13 protein-coding genes and 1 pseudogene are annotated in these 15,858 nt (G+C 61.5%); 5 read left to right on the top strand and 9 right to left on the bottom strand.

The genetic code is table 11. The features are described from left to right. Positions 1-10 precede the first annotated feature (10 nt). The 6 genes and pseudogenes from ACZ1I2_RS23270 to ACZ1I2_RS23245 all read right to left on the bottom strand — a co-directional run. Positions 11-555, bottom strand: a pseudogene (locus ACZ1I2_RS23270) (IS5 family transposase); the annotation flags it as partial. 258 nt (positions 556-813) lie between these two features. Then, positions 814-2,652 (bottom strand): glycosyltransferase family 2 protein, encoded by a 1,839-nt coding sequence (locus ACZ1I2_RS23265; protein ID WP_465171810.1) that lies wholly within the window; start codon positions 2,650-2,652, stop codon positions 814-816. Between the two features lie 66 nt (positions 2,653-2,718). After that, a complete protein-coding gene (locus tag ACZ1I2_RS23260) occupies positions 2,719-3,678 on the bottom strand; it encodes a phytanoyl-CoA dioxygenase family protein (protein ID WP_465171811.1) in 960 nt (319 codons plus the stop codon). Positions 3,679-4,006: 328 nt separating this feature from the next. Continuing rightward, entirely contained in the window at positions 4,007-4,654 is a 648-nt protein-coding gene (locus ACZ1I2_RS23255) for an ABC transporter ATP-binding protein (RefSeq protein ID WP_465171812.1), read from the bottom strand. Then, positions 4,651-5,433: an ABC transporter permease gene (locus ACZ1I2_RS23250; protein ID WP_465171813.1), complete on the bottom strand. Its 783-nt coding sequence runs from the start codon at positions 5,431-5,433 to the stop codon at positions 4,651-4,653. Before ACZ1I2_RS23250 ends, ACZ1I2_RS23255 begins: the two co-directional genes overlap by 4 nt. Further along, complete coding sequence (locus ACZ1I2_RS23245; protein ID WP_465171814.1) at positions 5,433-6,602, bottom strand: KpsE/RkpR family capsule polysaccharide export protein; 1,170 nt, start codon at positions 6,600-6,602, stop codon at positions 5,433-5,435. The genes ACZ1I2_RS23250 and ACZ1I2_RS23245 overlap by 1 nt, the downstream gene beginning before the upstream one ends. A 119-nt stretch (positions 6,603-6,721) precedes the next feature. Between ACZ1I2_RS23245 and ACZ1I2_RS23240 the strand changes: the two genes are divergently transcribed. The 3 genes from ACZ1I2_RS23240 to ACZ1I2_RS23230 all read left to right on the top strand — a co-directional run bounded on the left by ACZ1I2_RS23240 (position 6,722) and on the right by ACZ1I2_RS23230 (position 10,385). After that, a complete protein-coding gene (locus ACZ1I2_RS23240; protein WP_465171815.1) occupies positions 6,722-7,966 on the top strand; it encodes a polysaccharide biosynthesis/export family protein in 1,245 nt (414 codons plus the stop codon). A 167-nt stretch (positions 7,967-8,133) separates the two neighbouring features. Further along, positions 8,134-9,603, top strand: coding sequence for a glycosyltransferase family 2 protein (locus tag ACZ1I2_RS23235; protein WP_465175668.1), 1,470 nt, complete (start codon positions 8,134-8,136; stop codon positions 9,601-9,603). Then, complete coding sequence (locus ACZ1I2_RS23230) at positions 9,585-10,385, top strand: DUF5672 family protein (protein ID WP_465171817.1); 801 nt, start codon at positions 9,585-9,587, stop codon at positions 10,383-10,385. Before ACZ1I2_RS23235 ends, ACZ1I2_RS23230 begins: the two co-directional genes overlap by 19 nt. A 15-nt stretch (positions 10,386-10,400) precedes the next feature. Here ACZ1I2_RS23230 and ACZ1I2_RS23225 read toward each other — a convergent pair whose 3' ends face one another. Both ACZ1I2_RS23225 and ACZ1I2_RS23220 read right to left on the bottom strand, forming a co-directional pair. Further along, on the bottom strand, positions 10,401-11,216 hold the full coding sequence (locus ACZ1I2_RS23225) for an aspartyl/asparaginyl beta-hydroxylase domain-containing protein (protein WP_465171818.1): 816 nt from the start codon (positions 11,214-11,216) through the stop codon (positions 10,401-10,403). A gap of 66 nt (positions 11,217-11,282) precedes the next feature. Further along, entirely contained in the window at positions 11,283-12,626 is a 1,344-nt protein-coding gene (locus ACZ1I2_RS23220) for a capsule biosynthesis protein (protein WP_465171819.1), read from the bottom strand. Positions 12,627-12,869: 243 nt separating this feature from the next. Between ACZ1I2_RS23220 and ACZ1I2_RS23215 the strand changes: the two genes are divergently transcribed. After that, positions 12,870-14,327: an LTA synthase family protein gene (locus ACZ1I2_RS23215; protein ID WP_465175669.1), complete on the top strand. Its 1,458-nt coding sequence runs from the start codon at positions 12,870-12,872 to the stop codon at positions 14,325-14,327. Here ACZ1I2_RS23215 and ACZ1I2_RS23210 read toward each other — a convergent pair. Next, entirely contained in the window at positions 14,308-15,084 is a 777-nt protein-coding gene (locus ACZ1I2_RS23210; protein WP_465171821.1) for an SDR family NAD(P)-dependent oxidoreductase, read from the bottom strand. The genes ACZ1I2_RS23215 and ACZ1I2_RS23210 overlap by 20 nt on opposite strands. 148 nt (positions 15,085-15,232) lie before the next feature. On the opposite strand from ACZ1I2_RS23210, the gene ACZ1I2_RS23205 reads away from it, so the two are divergent. Beyond that, a complete protein-coding gene (locus tag ACZ1I2_RS23205) occupies positions 15,233-15,844 on the top strand; it encodes a sterol desaturase family protein (RefSeq protein WP_465181543.1) in 612 nt (203 codons plus the stop codon). Positions 15,845-15,858: the final 14 nt, after the last annotated feature.

The raw sequence follows: 15,858 nt of genomic DNA, 5'->3' as shown, positions 1-15,858 counted from the left end.
GACAAATTGATCATTTAAGCCATAGCATGATGCTGGCGAGTTTGATGAAGCCGATGAAGTTAGCGGCAAGCTTGTCGTACCGCGTGGCAATGCGTCGGTATTGCTTGAGCTTAAAGAAGAAGCCCTTGATCCCCCACCGGTTCTTGTAGGCAATGCGGTCATAGTCGCGCGGCTGTTTGCGATGGCGTCGTGGCGGGATGACGACAATGCCGCCCTGCGCCTCGATCTTCTCGCATAGGCTGTTGGCATCATAGGCCTTGTCAGCGAGAACCTGCTCGGCCTTGAGGCCATCGATCAGGTCGTTTGCGGGCACCATGTCGTTCTGCTGCCCAGGGCCGAGATCGAAGCGAACCGGCAGGCCGAGCGCATCTACTACGGCATGGATTTTGGTGCCGAACCCGCCGCGTGACCGGCCAAGAGCCTGGGCTTCCTGGCCCCCCTTTTTTGCCGCGCTCCAGCGGCTTGGGCCTGAGCGCGGATGAGGGTCGCATCGATCGCGATCCACTCCATGTCAGGGTCGCTCGACACCGCCTCGAAAATTCGGTCGAACAAGCCTTGTATGAGCTGTTCGGGCAGGATTCGGGGTGAATGCGGGGAGTGAGAGGTGGACCAGGCTCTATCTTAGCGTTTTTACAAACGCTTACGTGTCGATCTGTCGGGTTGTAGCGCCGTGATGGCCAGTTCAGCGATTCGCACCAGCCATGTGCCTGGAACGCGGGTAGGGCGCAACCAAGACACCGACAGTGCCCACACGCGCGGTTTCATTTTCGGGCAACCTGAGCGGTCGACTCGATTGCGAATGCACCCGGCGGATTACGATACGTCAGCTTTCGGACTATGCCGGTGGGCAGCGAGACCCTTTGTCGGGATAGGCCGATCAAACGGTGACGCATAGAAGATGAATTCTGGTTTGTAGACTTCGCTGCTGCGGCTCAGCACCGGATGGTGCGTCGGATCTTGATAGGTTTCGGTTCCCCATCGCGCCTGTAGCGTAGCGAGCTCCGTTCGATACCGTTCGATGTGTTCGGGCGCCATGTCGAGGCCGCGCGACTTGCTCTCGTGATGGATCAGGACGGCGCTCGGCACGTAATAATTCTCGAAGCCGGCATGGTGCAACTTCAGGCACAGATCGACATCGTTATAGGCAATACGAAGCGCCACCTCGTCGAATCCGCCCACCGCTTCGAACCTGTCGCGCCGCACGAGGAGGCAGGCGGCCGTGACGGCGATCGCGCGGTGCGCGATTAGGGCATGCGCGAAATGACCTGCGGCGTGTTCGGGAAGGCCGCGATGCGCATGGCCCGCAGCGTTGCCCATTCCCACGGTTACGCCAGCATGTTGAATGGTGCGATCGGGATAGAGTAACCGGGCGCCGATCGCCCCCGCGTCGGACCGCACCGCGTAACGCATGAGTTCGCAGAGCCAGTGGTCGTCGATGATCTCGATGTCGTTGTTGAGCAGGCAGAGATACGCGCCGCGCGCTGCTTTGACGGCGAAATTGTTGATCGCCGAATAATTGAACGGATGCGACCAGGTCACCACCCGCACCCGGGGATCGGCACAGATTTCGGACAAAAAGGCGTGGGTCGCCGGCTCGTGGCTGTCATTGTCGGCGATCACGATTTCAAGATTGGGATAGCGTGTCCGGTCAAGCAGGCCCCGGATACAGGTCTTCAGCAAGGCGACCTGATCGCGTGTGGGTACGATGATGCTGACCAGCGGCGCCGATACGGGCAGTGGCCAGCGAATCGATGCGGTGCCGAAAGGGCCTGCGACGACCGCGGTTCCATTCACCCCCGCCAATGCGTCGCGCAGCAATGCGAGCCGCCTCGCATCGGGGCGCCGCCAATGGCACGGCGGAGTCGATGCGGTTATCCGGTGGAGATGCTGCACCGCCTGACCTTGCCGCAGCGTCGCGCGGAGCAGCATTCCGTAAATTGCAGCCTCGTCGCTCTCATCGACGCGAAGCTCACGTGCTATGGCAACTGGAACGGCGATTGCTGCCGAAAGATAATCCTGGGCGAGAAACATTTCCGGATCCCATGCCGGCTTGAACCAGGGATTGCGCCTCCAGCCGAACCGGTCGAACTCATCCTGATCGCCATAGAGGATCGGAAAATGGCCGGCGGGCATCGTGCTCAGATGAATGCCATAGGCGGCCAGCGCCATGCGCGGCAGGCGGCAATCCCGCCGCAACGGCACCAGATACCGCGTTTCCGCCGAGGACAACGCGGCCTTGAGCCCAGCTCCATAGCTGTCGAATGCGCCATCGAGCGCCGAAATGCGCGGATCATCCGGCAAGTCGGGCACATTCCCGTCCTGGCTCGTGACGAGCAGGCGCCAGTGCGGCCATGTCTGGCGGATAACCGATCGCACGGCGCGGGCGAAGTCCCCTGGTAAGACTGACCGGGCAAAATGCAGATGCACAGCGATAGCGTTCGCCTCGGCGACGACCGACGCCAGCGCAGGACGATCGGCGCGCGCACATCGGCCATTCCATTGCGCATAGGCAAAGGGCAGAGCCGCGACTGCTTCTCCGAATTGCAGGCGCGCGCGCAAGCGTCTGCCGGTGATTCGCCAATAAATGATCTTCAGCGCCTTCCCGGGGCTCAGCAACAGCAGCAGCAATGATTCCAGGACCGTCGCGATCATCACCGCTGCAGCGTCCCTTTCCGTGCAACGCGCGACGACGAGGCGCGCGTCAACGATACTTTGCGATCAATCGTTGCGCCAGGGATCGAGCTTACGAAGCATCTGACCCATCCGGGAGCGCTTTCGCTGTGATGGCAGTGGCACACCGAGATAGGAGTTCGGGCGTAGCTTACCATCGTCGATCCCGACGATGTCGCGCAGTTGTAACTGACCAAGCGTCTCATCCGAGAAGGCCGGGGTATAATATATGCAATCCTCGAAATAATAATGCGTGACTTGCGACCAGCGGGTCAGGCGTGGATCGGACTGCAGCGCGCCGCCGTGAAGCAGGTTTGCGCACCATATCAGCGCCTGGCCCTTGCGCGCCAGAAAAGTTTCGGTGGGTGTGCCGTTGGCCGCCATCATTGCGTTCCACGCGTCCGCATAGGGGTCCTGCGCCGATTCCAGATGGCTGGCATAGCCGCGGCGTCCGATCATGGAATTGCTGACGATCGGCCAGCGATGCGATCCCGGTGCATAGAAGAGCGGTCCCGCCTCGGCAGGTACATCTTCCATAGCGACCCAGACGCCACACATGAATCGCTCTGGCAGACTTGAAAAATGAACCGCGTCGGCATGCACTGCCTGTTGCGTGCCGACGGGAAAGTTGAGCGTCTGGAAAGGGAATGCGCGACGGCCATAGAGACGCGAGAGCAAATCCAGGATGGCAGGATTCACTGCGATCGCCCGGACATCCTCGTCGAACTTCCACGCATCCTGGATGCGTCTCAGGCCTTGGGTCTTGTCGCTTTCCGGGTCGTTCAGATGGGCGCCCAAGCGAGGAATCAGCGACGCGCGGATTCGATCCACCCGATGGTCGAATTCGACATCCTCGAAATCTACGACGGCGAAGCCATCGACATGCAGCTTGGTCGCAATCGCCTGTTCGGCTTCAGACAGGCCGAGATGCGGGAGTTCGGCGCGGAAGGCCGGCGACTCGATTCTAGGGACGCCGGGCAATGCCGACTTATAAACCGTCTCGTTCATGCCCGCCGTCTAATCTGAAGCCGCCAGGGGAATTACCCACTGCCGACAATCGCATCCTAAGCTTGCACCGACATCGCCCGGCATCCGGAGGTGCCGTCATTATCTTGAAATGCGTCGCTTTTCCGAACCCTTTCTAGGTGCAAGCGCCGTCGCTAGCAACCGGGCAAAGCGTCGTGCGATAACAGTACCCCGAGTCGACTTCGCCGCCCGGGCCGGTGTTACACGCGACTGGATTGGCGTCGTGGCTGGGTTATGATTCTTGTCGTGAATGAACTGCGGAGACGCCTCTCGTCAACCTTGGCGCGGTACTGGATTAAGGTGCGGGCTTCTACAACGCTTGGTAGATCGCCAGTGCCTCTTCGATGTCCTCGTAAACTTCCGCCTGGCCGTTGCGTAAAACCACCGCCAGATTGCAATACTCACGAATATAATCCACGCCGTGTGTGGCGAGCACCAAGGCGCGATCGTGCCGCTTCTCAAAAATCTCGGCGTGGCATTTCAACTGGAAATTGCGGTCGCCCACCATGATAACCTCGTCGATCAGGTAGCAATCGAATTCGATTGCCAACGAAAGGCCGAAGGCCAGGCGCGCGCGCATGCCCGCGGAATAGGTCTTTACCGGCGCGCGCAATTGCGCACCGAGTTCCGTAAAGTCTTCGACGAAACTCCGCAGATCCTTGTAATCCCGGCCGTAGATACGGGCAATGAAGCGGGCGTTGTCATATCCTGTGAGGCTGCCCTGGAAACCGCCATTGAACCCGAGTGGCCACGAACAACTCATCTTGCGCAAAATTCTGCCCGACGTCGGCATTTCGACACCGCCGATCATCTTGATCAGCGTCGTCTTGCCGGCGCCGTTGCGACCCAGCAAGCCGACGCGATCACCGCGATTGAACGTGAGGTTGATGTTTTCCAGCACACGCTTCCGCCCATGACCGGCGCGGTACGATTTGTAGAGCGATTCACAGGCGATCATTCTACCACCAAATCCCGGCGGACCCGCCGGCACAGAGCGAGGCCGATCATCATGAACACGATTGACACGAGGATTGGATTCCAAACGTCGTAATAGGGCTCCACATAGTCGCCGAACAAGCCGTAGCGGATCATCTCCATCGTGTTCACCATCGGCGACATCAGGAGATACTCGCGAATGGATGGAGGAGCCCACGAAACCATGGTGAAGGTACCGGAAAGCGGGATGGCAATATAAACTGAAACCGGCATGATCTTTTCGACGACTTCGGACATCACGGAAAGCGGCGCGAGTACGAAGCAGATCGACAGGATGAGTATGCCGTAGAGCGCCCACCCCGCGACCATCATACCTGGGTTGGCCGGGGCCGGAATATATCCCAAGAGGCCCAGGGCAAGCGCGATGAAGAGCCACGCCATTGTCGCACCGATGAATTCAATTATCACACGCACCAGGATGAAGTCCGTTATCTTAACCTGGCGATGATACAGCAGGCTGCCGTTGACTAAAAAAATACTGGTGCTCCTGGTGAACGATGAGCGCAGGAAGGTCAGCGGAATATAGCCGCTCGCAACGAAGGCAATAATGCCCACGCCGTGTTCCTCAGGCCCCTTGAGGTACGTCCACATAACGCCCACCAGCACGGCGAACAGCAATGGCTCGGCCATGATCCACAGAAAGCCGATATTCTCACGTCCAAAACGCGTCGTCAGCTCCCGGATCATGAGGGCTTTGACGACCCTGACCTGGCTTTCCCAGCCTTCGCTAAGCGCCGACATCAGCTCTCGGGCCTGTGCTCGAGGATGCCGACGACAAGCATCCAGCCGACCATATAGAGACACAGGCAGACGCCCGCCACGGTGAGAATCGAGGTCAGGCGGTTGGGCAGGAGCGCCATGTCGGGGGTGTGCGGCTCCACCACGCGTTCGAGATAGAATTGCTGCCGAAGCGCCTCAGCGCGGGATTGCTCTAGCGAAGCATTGGCCGTGCTGAACATCTGCGTCGCGAACTCCTGCTCGACGAGCAGATTTTCATATTGGGAGAGCTTGCTGGCAAGTCCGCTGGACGTACCCGTTGCACGCCCGGCCTGCCCGCTGATCTGGGTGTCGATTGCCGCGATCCGGCTCCGCAATGCCGGAATGGAAGGATTGCGAGGCGCGGCGGCCTGTATCGTCTGCAACTGTGCCTGAAGGGCCGCCCGCTGTGCGGTGAGTTCCGTCGAGACCTGCAGGACGCCGGTGGCTTCCTTGCTCGGGTCGAGCAGGCGCTCCGTGTTGCGATATTGGCGCATGGCGATGCGGGCTTTGCGAACCCGCCCTTCCGCCTCGCGCACGCGTCCCTCCGCCTCGGCGATCTGCTTGGCCTGCGCTCTCATGTTGAGACGATTGACAAGGTTTTCGCTAAGATCGAGGAGGCCAGCGGCCATGGCGTGCGCGTCCCGTGGCGTGAAGGCCTTTACCTTCAGGACGGCCAGGTTGGTATCATGATCGAGATTGGCACCGACCATATGGTTGTAATATTTATACAAGCTCTCGAATGAATCGCGCCGGAACACTGGCGGATAACCGCTCAACCAGTCCGCTTCGGGCCGCGCGAACGCAGCGCGTACGTTAATGGTCTTGGACAAATCACCGAGCGCATTGCGCGAACGAACATAATCGAGCACCTCGTTGGTCTGCTCCTCGCCGGCCGACAGTCCGGTTGTCTGGATCAGATTCGCAAGTGTCGATGATGTCGACCGCTTCTGGTCGGGCGACTTGATGACGAAGCGGGCCTCGGAGACGTAGATGTCCGATGCGATGAAACCATAATAAATCGTGCTGGCCAGAACCGGAAGCACAACCAGCAGGATGAACCATCGCTGCCGGCTGATCCATCGCCGCGTACGCGCGCCGAGTCCCGGCTCGCGCTCCGTAGCGGCACTTGCATCCAAAGCTTCCATCAACATTCGTACGCACCTCGGTAGGACGGACACATCCAGAAGACGGGCCACGTCGATGACGATCGCTCTAGGGGCAAGCGGCGTGGCGGGCAACTCTGGCATCGCTTCGGCCCATCCCGTATTCGATGCCGATCCTGCACATCATTGCCTTGGGCCAAATGGAGGTGCTAGGGCCTGTGCCCATAATGGCGCATACACCTGACTGCCTGGAGCTCATGAGTTTTTCTCGAAATTTTAGATGGGCTTGCGGCCTGAACAGGTCCGCTCTGGCGACGCTCAGCGTGATCGGTCTGTCGGCGTGCGCGACGCTGCCGTCGAGCGGCCCGACTGGCCATCAGATCGAACGTGCCGTCGCCGCGCCGGACTCGGGCATCCAGTTGGTCGAGCTCGAAGACGCATCATCATTGCCGCCCCCTCCGGTCCCTACACCATTGGCGCTGATGAACCTGGCGCCCCCGCCCACCGATCTGGTCGGACCTGGCGACGTTCTCGATATATCCGTCTACGAGTCCGGGGTGACGTTGTTCGGCGGCGGTGCGACGAAGCTTTCGTCCGATACGGCGTCGTTCGATTCCTCCGCGAAGGTGGAGCGTCTGCCGGGTAGCCGTGTGGACGATTCCGGCGATATCCAGGTTCCCTATGCCGGTCGCTTGCACGTGGCCGGGCGTACGGTCGGCGAGGTAGCCCGACAGATCCGCGGTGCGCTGCAGGGTTATTCCCAGAATCCGCAAGTCCTCGTCACGATGCGCGACGTGATCACCAACAGCGTCATCGTCGGCGGCGAGGTGAACAGGCCTGGTCGCCTGGTGCTGCCGACGAATCGTGAGACTGTCGCAGACGCGATCGCGCTTGCTGGTGGATACCGCGGCGACGTGAAGGATCTTGCCGTCCGGCTGCAACGTCAAAACGTGACCGAAGAGTTTCGCCTGAGCGATGCGGTGAGCGGCATTCAAGCGGAGCTTCGGGTCTATCCCGGCGACCGCTTGTCGATTGTTCGCGCGCCGCGAAGCTTTTCGGTGATGGGCGCGCCTGGGCAGGTCCAGCTTTTTCCGTTCGGCGCACCCAATATTTCTCTGGTCGAAGCCGTGGCGCAAGCGGGCGGTTCCAGCCCAGCATTCGGCGACCCCGCTGCCATCTTCGTATTTCGCTACGTTCTCGACAAGGATGGCGTATTGCGCCCCGTCGTCTATCACGTGAACATGATGAAAGCCGGCAGCTATTTCCTGGCGCAGCGGTTCATGACGCAGGACAAAGATGTACTGTATATTGGCAATGCGCGCGCGAATCAGCCGAGCAAGCTCGTTCAGATTATCAGTCAGTTGTTCTCGCCGATCGTGACAGCCACGAGCGCGGTTCAGCTGCTAAAGTGATCACAATGACCAAGTGTGACACCGCCCCCAGCATCACGCCTCAGCGATTCGACGCGTTATGATGGGCGGCCACGTTTAGGAACATGCCAGCTGCGCCAGCTGGAACAGTGCCGCGGGCGTGGCTGACGGTTCTGCGCCTTGCGCTTGCGGCCAGGCCGGGCCTGGCGTTGAGCGGGCTCTACGCGCTGTTGCGTGGCCTAAGGGTGCGGGGCTGGAATCGGCTTTGCCTGGCCGCCGCCGAGCACCCTGGCCATTATGACGCCTGGATCAAGGCGGTCGAACCGGGGATGTTGCCACCCAGGGACAGTGCCGTGTCCGATCGTGTCGGCGCGGTCCTGCTGGACGGCGACAGTGCCGTGACGCGCGCGAGCCTCACCGCATCCTTCGGTCACGATCTCCCGATTTTCAACGCGTCCACCGATTTTCCCCTATCCGGCCATCCGCCCTGGCTCCTGCCGATCCGCGCTGGGGACTGCGTGGCCCCTGCACTGGGCGCTGTGCTGGCTACGCGCTTGAAGAGCTGTGACTCGCAGCTCGTTTATTGGGACGAGGATCAGCTGGATTCGGGCCGCCGGTGCGCGCCCTGGATCAAGCCTGATTGGGACTCGCTGCTTTTTCAAGCGCATGATGGTCTGGTCGGCAGTTGCGCGGTGCGGGCGGATGCGGTGATCGCTGGGCAGGTCGAGGACTGGGCTGCACTTTTGCGGGACATTGCGGAGAGGGACGGTGCCCCGCTTCATCTTCCGCTCGTCCTGACACACCGGCGAGGGGCGCGCATGACTTCCATATGCCCCCCGGCCGCCGCGTCGCCAGTCGCGATCAGCGTGATCATTCCGACGCGCGACGGGGCGGATCTGCTGGAAATCTGCCTGGACGGCCTGTCAAGAACCAGGTTTCCTGGTGCCCGCGAAATCATCATCGTCGACAATGATAGCAGGGAACCCCGCACGAGGGTGCTGTTCGAGCAGTTGGAGGCAACGGGAGCCGCGCGTATCGTCGCACAGCCAGGTCCCTTCAACTTCGCGGCGCTGGCCAATGTCGGCGTCGCCTCGGCGAGCGGGGATATGGTCTGCTTGCTCAACAACGACATCGAAATTGCTTCGTCCGACTGGCTTGAACAGATGACGGTATTGGCGTTGCGCGATGAGGTCGGCGCAGTAGGTGCCAGGCTGCTATATCCCGACGGCGCGATTCAACATGCCGGAGTCGCGCTGGGGATCGGCGGCGCCGCCGGGCATGTCGACAAGGGGGTTCGGCCCGTTCCGGGAAAGTTCGCGCCCTGGCATGACGAAACCCGCACCGTATCCGCTGTCACCGGCGCGTGCCTGCTCGTCGACCGGGCAAAGTTCGTCGCGGTCGGCGGTATGGACGAACGACACTTCGCAATTGATTTCAACGATGTCGATCTGTGCCTGAGACTGGCCGCGCGAGGATGGCGAACGGTATATTGCGCGCACGCGACGCTGATCCATCATGAGTCCCGCTCACGCGGCAAGATACGCCGGGGCGCCAGCCTTGTTCGATTCGAGCGCGAACTTGGCGCCTTGCGTTCCCGCTGGGGCACGGAAACGGCTGTCGATCCGTACCACAGCACCTTGTTTCGCCGACAATCCGAACGATGCCTGCTGGCATTCTGACCTCGCAGGAAGCGGCGGTGCCGCCGACTCGCCCCTTGCCGGAGGTAACTCTGCTCACGGTGACGGACGTCGGCCTGGCGGCGACCGCGCATGCGCTGGAGCTCTCGCAGCGAGGGCTACGCTTCGGCGAAGTATTGTTCCTGAGCGATCGTCCACCGCCGCCGGGTACGCGGGCCGAGTGGAGGCCAATTCCGCCCCTCGGTTCGCGAGCCGGATATTCGCGCTTTATGTTGCATCAGCTCGCGGCGCATCTCACGACCCCACATGCCCTTTGTGTGCAGTGGGACGGCTATGTTCTCGACTCGACCCGGTGGGACTCCGCCTTTCTCGACTATGACTATATCGGTGCGCCCTGGCCTCATTTCGCTGATGGACCGCGGGTCGGAAACGGGGGATTTTCCCTGCGATCTCGTAGGCTTATTGAGGCCTGCGCGGCGCTTCCGATTTCCGAAGAGCCCGAAGATATTGCAATTTGCCGCACCCATCGCCGGTTGCTGGAGGAGCGCTTCGGGTTACGCTTTGCGCCCGAAGAGGTGGCGCGGCGCTTTGCCTATGAGCGCATGATACCGACGGGCGACGAGTTCGGCTTTCATGGTGCGCTCAATATGCTCGACCACGTATCGCCCGATGAGCTCGTCGCGCTTTTCAAGGGCATCGAACCCGGTCTCCTGAATCGACGCGAGCACCAGGAGATTTTTCGCCAGGCTCTCAGCAGGCGGAACCTGCGCCTTGCGTGGGTGGTCTGGAAACGATTGCGCCATCGGGAGGCGCGGCGACGCTGACGCCTGGACACGCGATCAATGCACGGGCGACGCCGGAGCTCCCGTGGTCGAGAGCTTATGACCCGCATCATTGATATTGCGCACGATATCCTGAACGAAGCGCGAGTAGCGCACGCAGAACAGAAACAGGTTCTGGATGAAATTGCCCAGTCCGCGACAGGGGCGTTTGACCTGAATCAGGAGAATGTAGCGATCCTCGCTCGTCTCGTTCCACACCTCGTGGTTGTACAGGTCATCGAAGACGAAGGACTGGCCCTCCTCCCACGGCAAAACGTGAAGCTGGTCGGCGCCTTCGATGTTCATGCGGCATTTCTCGCGCTCGACGGGCGTCTTGAGCGCGAGGTGATAGGTCAGCATTCCTTTCGTCATGCCAGTATGGCGCGGAATATGGCCGCCGGCCTCGAGAACCGAGAATGTCGCGGTAACGAGGCCAGGCACCTGTTCGATCAGGGACGCTGTAATCGGCGCACGCGCGCAATTTCCTTCCAGCCGGTAGCCATAGCCTTTGAGAAAGAACGACTTCCAACGGCGATCCTTTGCGATCCGGCCATGGTCGAACGAGATGTCACCGAGTGAAGGGATATCCTCGGTCCGGATTCGGGTCGCTTCGGTTCGGATGTCGCGCCAGCGGCTTTCAAGAATTGGAATCCAGGGGAAAAATGCCTTGTCGATGATCGGTTCGTCCGGAACCGGTGACCGACGCATGATGATCGCATCGATCCGGGGGCGCAATTCCTTGCCGATCTGGTACGGGGATTTGCGCACGAAAGGGACTTTCCACCCGCGCGCGTTAACCGTGTCGTTCCAGCTCAAACCTTCCTCCGTCAGCATCCACGCCGGAGTGTCAAGGCGCCCGGCGCCTGATGTCTTGCGTCCTACCGGACGAAATCAATCCACTCAATCCCGGACCAGAACCCTTTTCCAGGATTTGGGAACGCTCTTCTGACCGCCGGACGCAAGTTTAAGCGGACTTGCCGCCTCCAGACGCGCGATCACGCCTTCAGTCACCTTGGTGAGTGCCTCGTCCGAGAAAAAGCCACCCGCCACGAGGCAGCGATCGATGAGCACGCGGCGGAAAGCGGCGAAGGTCTCGGCATCGGGCTTTCCCGGATCGCGCCAGAAATTGTCGAGCCCGCCCTGAAAGGTGATCCCCTCGATATCATAGACCGCCTGGCCGAGCGCGATCACCGGCACGTCGAGCGCGAGCGCCAGGGTGCCGCTGGTACTGTTGATCGTCACCATGCCCCTGGAGCGTTGCGCGACCGGGACGATGTCGCCGCCTTCGAGATAGTCTATCCGGCCGTCCACCCCATAAAGTTCGGCGAGCGCCTGCGTTTCGAGCCGCCAGTCGCGTACGCCGTTGTCGAGCGGGTGTTCCTTCACCACCAGCCGCATCTCAGGCGGCGCATTGGCAGCGAACGACGCGATTACCAGCCGGAGGGCGTCAGCGATGCCTGCGAAGGAGGAATGCAGTCGGATCTGCGCGTCCGAATCGAGCTGCAGCGGGAAGATCATGTAGGGCGCGTCGCTTGACTCGAGCCTTATGAGGACATCAGCCGTCCTTGCTGCCGCGGCCTTGCGTCGCAACAGCCGACGCGCCCATCCCATCCCTTCGATCAGCGGGTGCCATGGCCGATGATTGTCCCAATAGGGATAGTGCCACCGTGTCAGCACATCGGCGGCATTGTAGATCACGCCTTCAGTCGCGCGGCGGCGGAAAGAGGAGGGCACCGGATGATGTTCCGGCGCCGGCGGCAGCGCTGCGGCTTCGGCGCGATACCAGGCGGGGTCGCGCGGCAATGTCGAATGGCCGTTCACGCCGCCCAGTTCGAGCGTGACCCAGTCCGGGCGGATATATCCTTCCTCGAATACGTGGACCGGCACATGCAGGTCCCGGCAAACGGCGGTGGCCGCCATGTGGATCGGGCGGCAGTCGCCGAACAGCACGACATCCGTGATCTCGCGATCGGCGATCAACTGCCTCAGCGCATCCGGCCATTCCGCCAGTGAGCCGCGGTAATCGATTCCGTTCGGGAGGCGCCAGAACAGCCGGTCGCCGCCGTTGAAATTGACCTTGTGGACCCCATAGCCGTCTCGCCGCAGCGCCCGACCGAGTTTGTGGAACAACGGACCCATCAATCCTTGGAGCAGCAAGATGTTGCGGTTCGCCAGCGGCTGCGCGGGTCCTGGTGCTGCGACTTGCGGCATCAGGACCGGGCCTTCGGCAAACATGTCTGGCATTCGCGAATTTCACTTTCGGGTTCCAATGGCGGCCTCGTCAACCAGACCGCCATTCCGACAACGCATACAGATCGCGTTGGATTTTTCCAAGTTGCGGTGTGATGCGCCGGGACAGTGACAGTGCCGCGAAGCTCCGCTAGAGGACGAGGTCACGATTCATTTTCGCGGCCAGAGGGCACGGCTTAATCGAGACTGGCAACGCGGCGACTCTCTGTGGCGAATGGTGTGATCTCTCTCCTGGCGATGCTGGTCGCATCGCTGATGCTCGACGCGGCCGTGCGGCCGCGCGCGTATCTGCGGGACCGGCGCGGGCTTGCGTTGCACCTGCTGGTCATGACGGCTCTTTTCGGCTTCTGGCTCGCAGTCTCCGGCAATGCCCCGGTCGCGGCCATTCTGGCGAGCGCCTTGATGGCGCTCCTTGCGGGCGCTTCCAATGCCAAGCACAAAATGCTGGGCGAGCCGCTAATCTTCTCCGATTTGGCGCTAATAATTGCCGTGTTTCGGCATCCCCGCTTCTATTTTACCGCGCTTTCAGTGCGCCAGCGCGCCCTACTGGCGATCGGCGCGGCGATCGCGCTCATCGTTCTGCTCTTGCTGTTCTCGATGTCGTTTCAACCTCACCTTGTGGGGGCCGTGCTGCTGGCGGTAGGGAGCGGAGCAGCGCTATTGCTCGCTCGCAGTAAATGGCTCGAGTCAGTGGCTCAGACGCCCGACCTTGCAGGCGACTTTGTCCGATATGGATTAATCGCCAGTCTGTTTCTCTATTGGCGGCGCTGGCGGCATAGTCCGGACCCGCAACCCTGTCCTCCGCTCAGCGTCACCTGGGAAACCGATCCCGCCCCCCCCGAACTGATCGTCATCGTGCAATGCGAGTCGTTCGGAGATCCGGTGGAGATTACCGGCGAGGCGCACCACGCGCTGCCCGGCCTTGCCAGCGCGCGGAAGGTCGCGTGGCAATGGGGCGACCTCGATGTCAGCGGCTTCGGTGCCTATACGATGCGCACGGAATATGGGGTCCTGTTTGGCCGCAGCGAGGACGAGCTTGGTTTCCGTCGCTACGACCCGTTTTTGAGCGCGCAGGGCGAAACGTCCTATGCGCTGCCGGCGCGGGTGCGAGAGGCCGGCTATCATTGTTCCTTTGTCCATCCGCACGACCTGCGATTCTACAATCGCGACAGGTTGATGCCTGCGCTCGGTTTCGATCGGATGATAGGCGAAGAAGGGTTCCCGCCGACCTCGTCGCGAGGTGGCCGCTATGTCGATGACCGCACTCTCGGTGCGTCGCTGGCCGAGCTTCTGGACAAGGCCGCTGGCCCCACGCTGATCTACGCCGTGACCATGGAGAACCACGGGCCTTGGGACAGCGACAATGCGCGCGACGCCCGCGGGCGGCTGGAAGCCTATCTCCACCGTCTCCAGAGCAGCGACGCCATGCTGAGCGGCTTGGTCGAGCGACTCGGCAAGGACGGCCGGTCCGCGCTGCTCGTGTTTTTCGGCGACCACCGGCCGAGCATCCCTGGCGCGACGGCGCCAGGCGGAGCGCGCCATACGCCTTATGTGATCGTTCGATTCGGTGCCGGCGGATCGCTATGGGAGGGCGGCCCGGGCCGCACAGATCTTTCTCCGGCTGCGCTTCATCACGCCATTCTTCGCTGCGTGCAGGAGGACGGCGCGACCATGTTCAGTCGCTCGGAGGTCTGAGCCCGAGCAGGAGCCGATCGCGTATTCCCGCCGGTAGGAGGAGATCGATCCAGCGTAGCAGCGCGAACGGCCAGGGAAAGATGAGATGAGACTTGCCCCGGGAGGCCGCCCGGGCGATTCGAGTCGCGGCGTCCGACGGTTGGAGCAGGAACGGCCTGGGGCCGACCACCCGTCGCCCCGCATCAGTATCGACAAATCCGGGTGAGACCAACGTGACCTGCACACCATATTGCTTCACGCCGATCCGAAGGGCCTGGGCGAAATGGGCAAGGCCGGCCTTGGACGCTGCATAGGCTGCAGCGAAGGGCAGGGTGTGAAAGGCGGACGCGGATCCGACAAGGACGATCCGGCCTTGCCGGCGTTGCGCCATGCGCCCCGCCAGGGCCGCGGCCATGGCGCTGGCAGTTACGAAATTCACCATCCCCAGTCGCACGACCTGCGTCGGGTCCTCCACTAAGTCGCCCGATGCCTGTACATCGCCGGCGCCTGCGACGAACAGCGCCAGGCCGATCGCGCCTGCATCGTCCTCCTGCTCGAGTGCGGCGACGGCTGTCGCGCCATCGGAAAGATCGAGCGAGCGCGGGATCGCTGCTGCGCCCGCCGCGCGACACGCAACGGCGATCGTCTCCAGCTTCTTATGGTCCCGACCCCAAAGCAGTAATGTTCGGCCCGGTTGCGCATAGTGAAGCGCGAGTGCTCCACCCAGGCCGCCTGAAGCGCCCGTGATCAGGATTCGATTCGGTTCGGGGGCCCTCATGAGAAGCTTATGGCGGTCTCGCGGCAAGGCTTCCAGGCAATCTGCCGCTTTTTCGCAGATGCGGCAGTTTCCGACGCATTGAAACTTGACAGCGGCCGTGCCCCTGTGCGCATGCCGATGTTCCGACGGGAGAAAACGAGACCTGCGAATGATGAAGTACAGGTCTGCCTCACCGCGTATCAGGTTGTTTCGCAACGATTTGCTGGAACGACTGACCCTGGTATCGCCGCTTGCGTTCGCGCTGACGTGGACGGTATTTCTCGGCCTTGCATTCTATGCGAGCTGGGGGGTCGCGAACTTGCCGGCGTCACTCGCGCTCGTGCTTCTTGGCGGTCTGATCTGGACCCTGTTCGAATATGCGATGCACCGTTTCATCTTCCATCTGAAGCTGAAGTCGGAATTTGGGCGCTGGTTGATTTTTCTGACGCATGGCAACCACCATGAGGCTCCGGGCGATCGATACCGCAACATCATGCCGCCGATGGTCAGCGTCGTCCTGTCTGCCCTGATCTGGCTCGGATTCTGGATGCTCCTGGGACCGCCGGGATCAGTGGTCTATCTGGGCTTCGGGATCGGCTATGTCGTGTACGACGCCATTCATTATGCATGCCACCAGCTGCCGATGCGGAGCCCAGTGCTGCGCCAGCTGCGACGCCACCATATCCGGCACCATTACGCCAAGCAGGAAGGCAATTTCTCGATCACGGCCACATTCTGGGATCGTGTCTTCGGAACGGACATTCCAGCAAAACGGCCCTGAGCGAACGCACCGGG

The organism is Sphingomonas sp. BL-S-29, from assembly GCF_055521495.1.
This window is presented reverse-complemented; position numbering and strand designations above follow the sequence as displayed.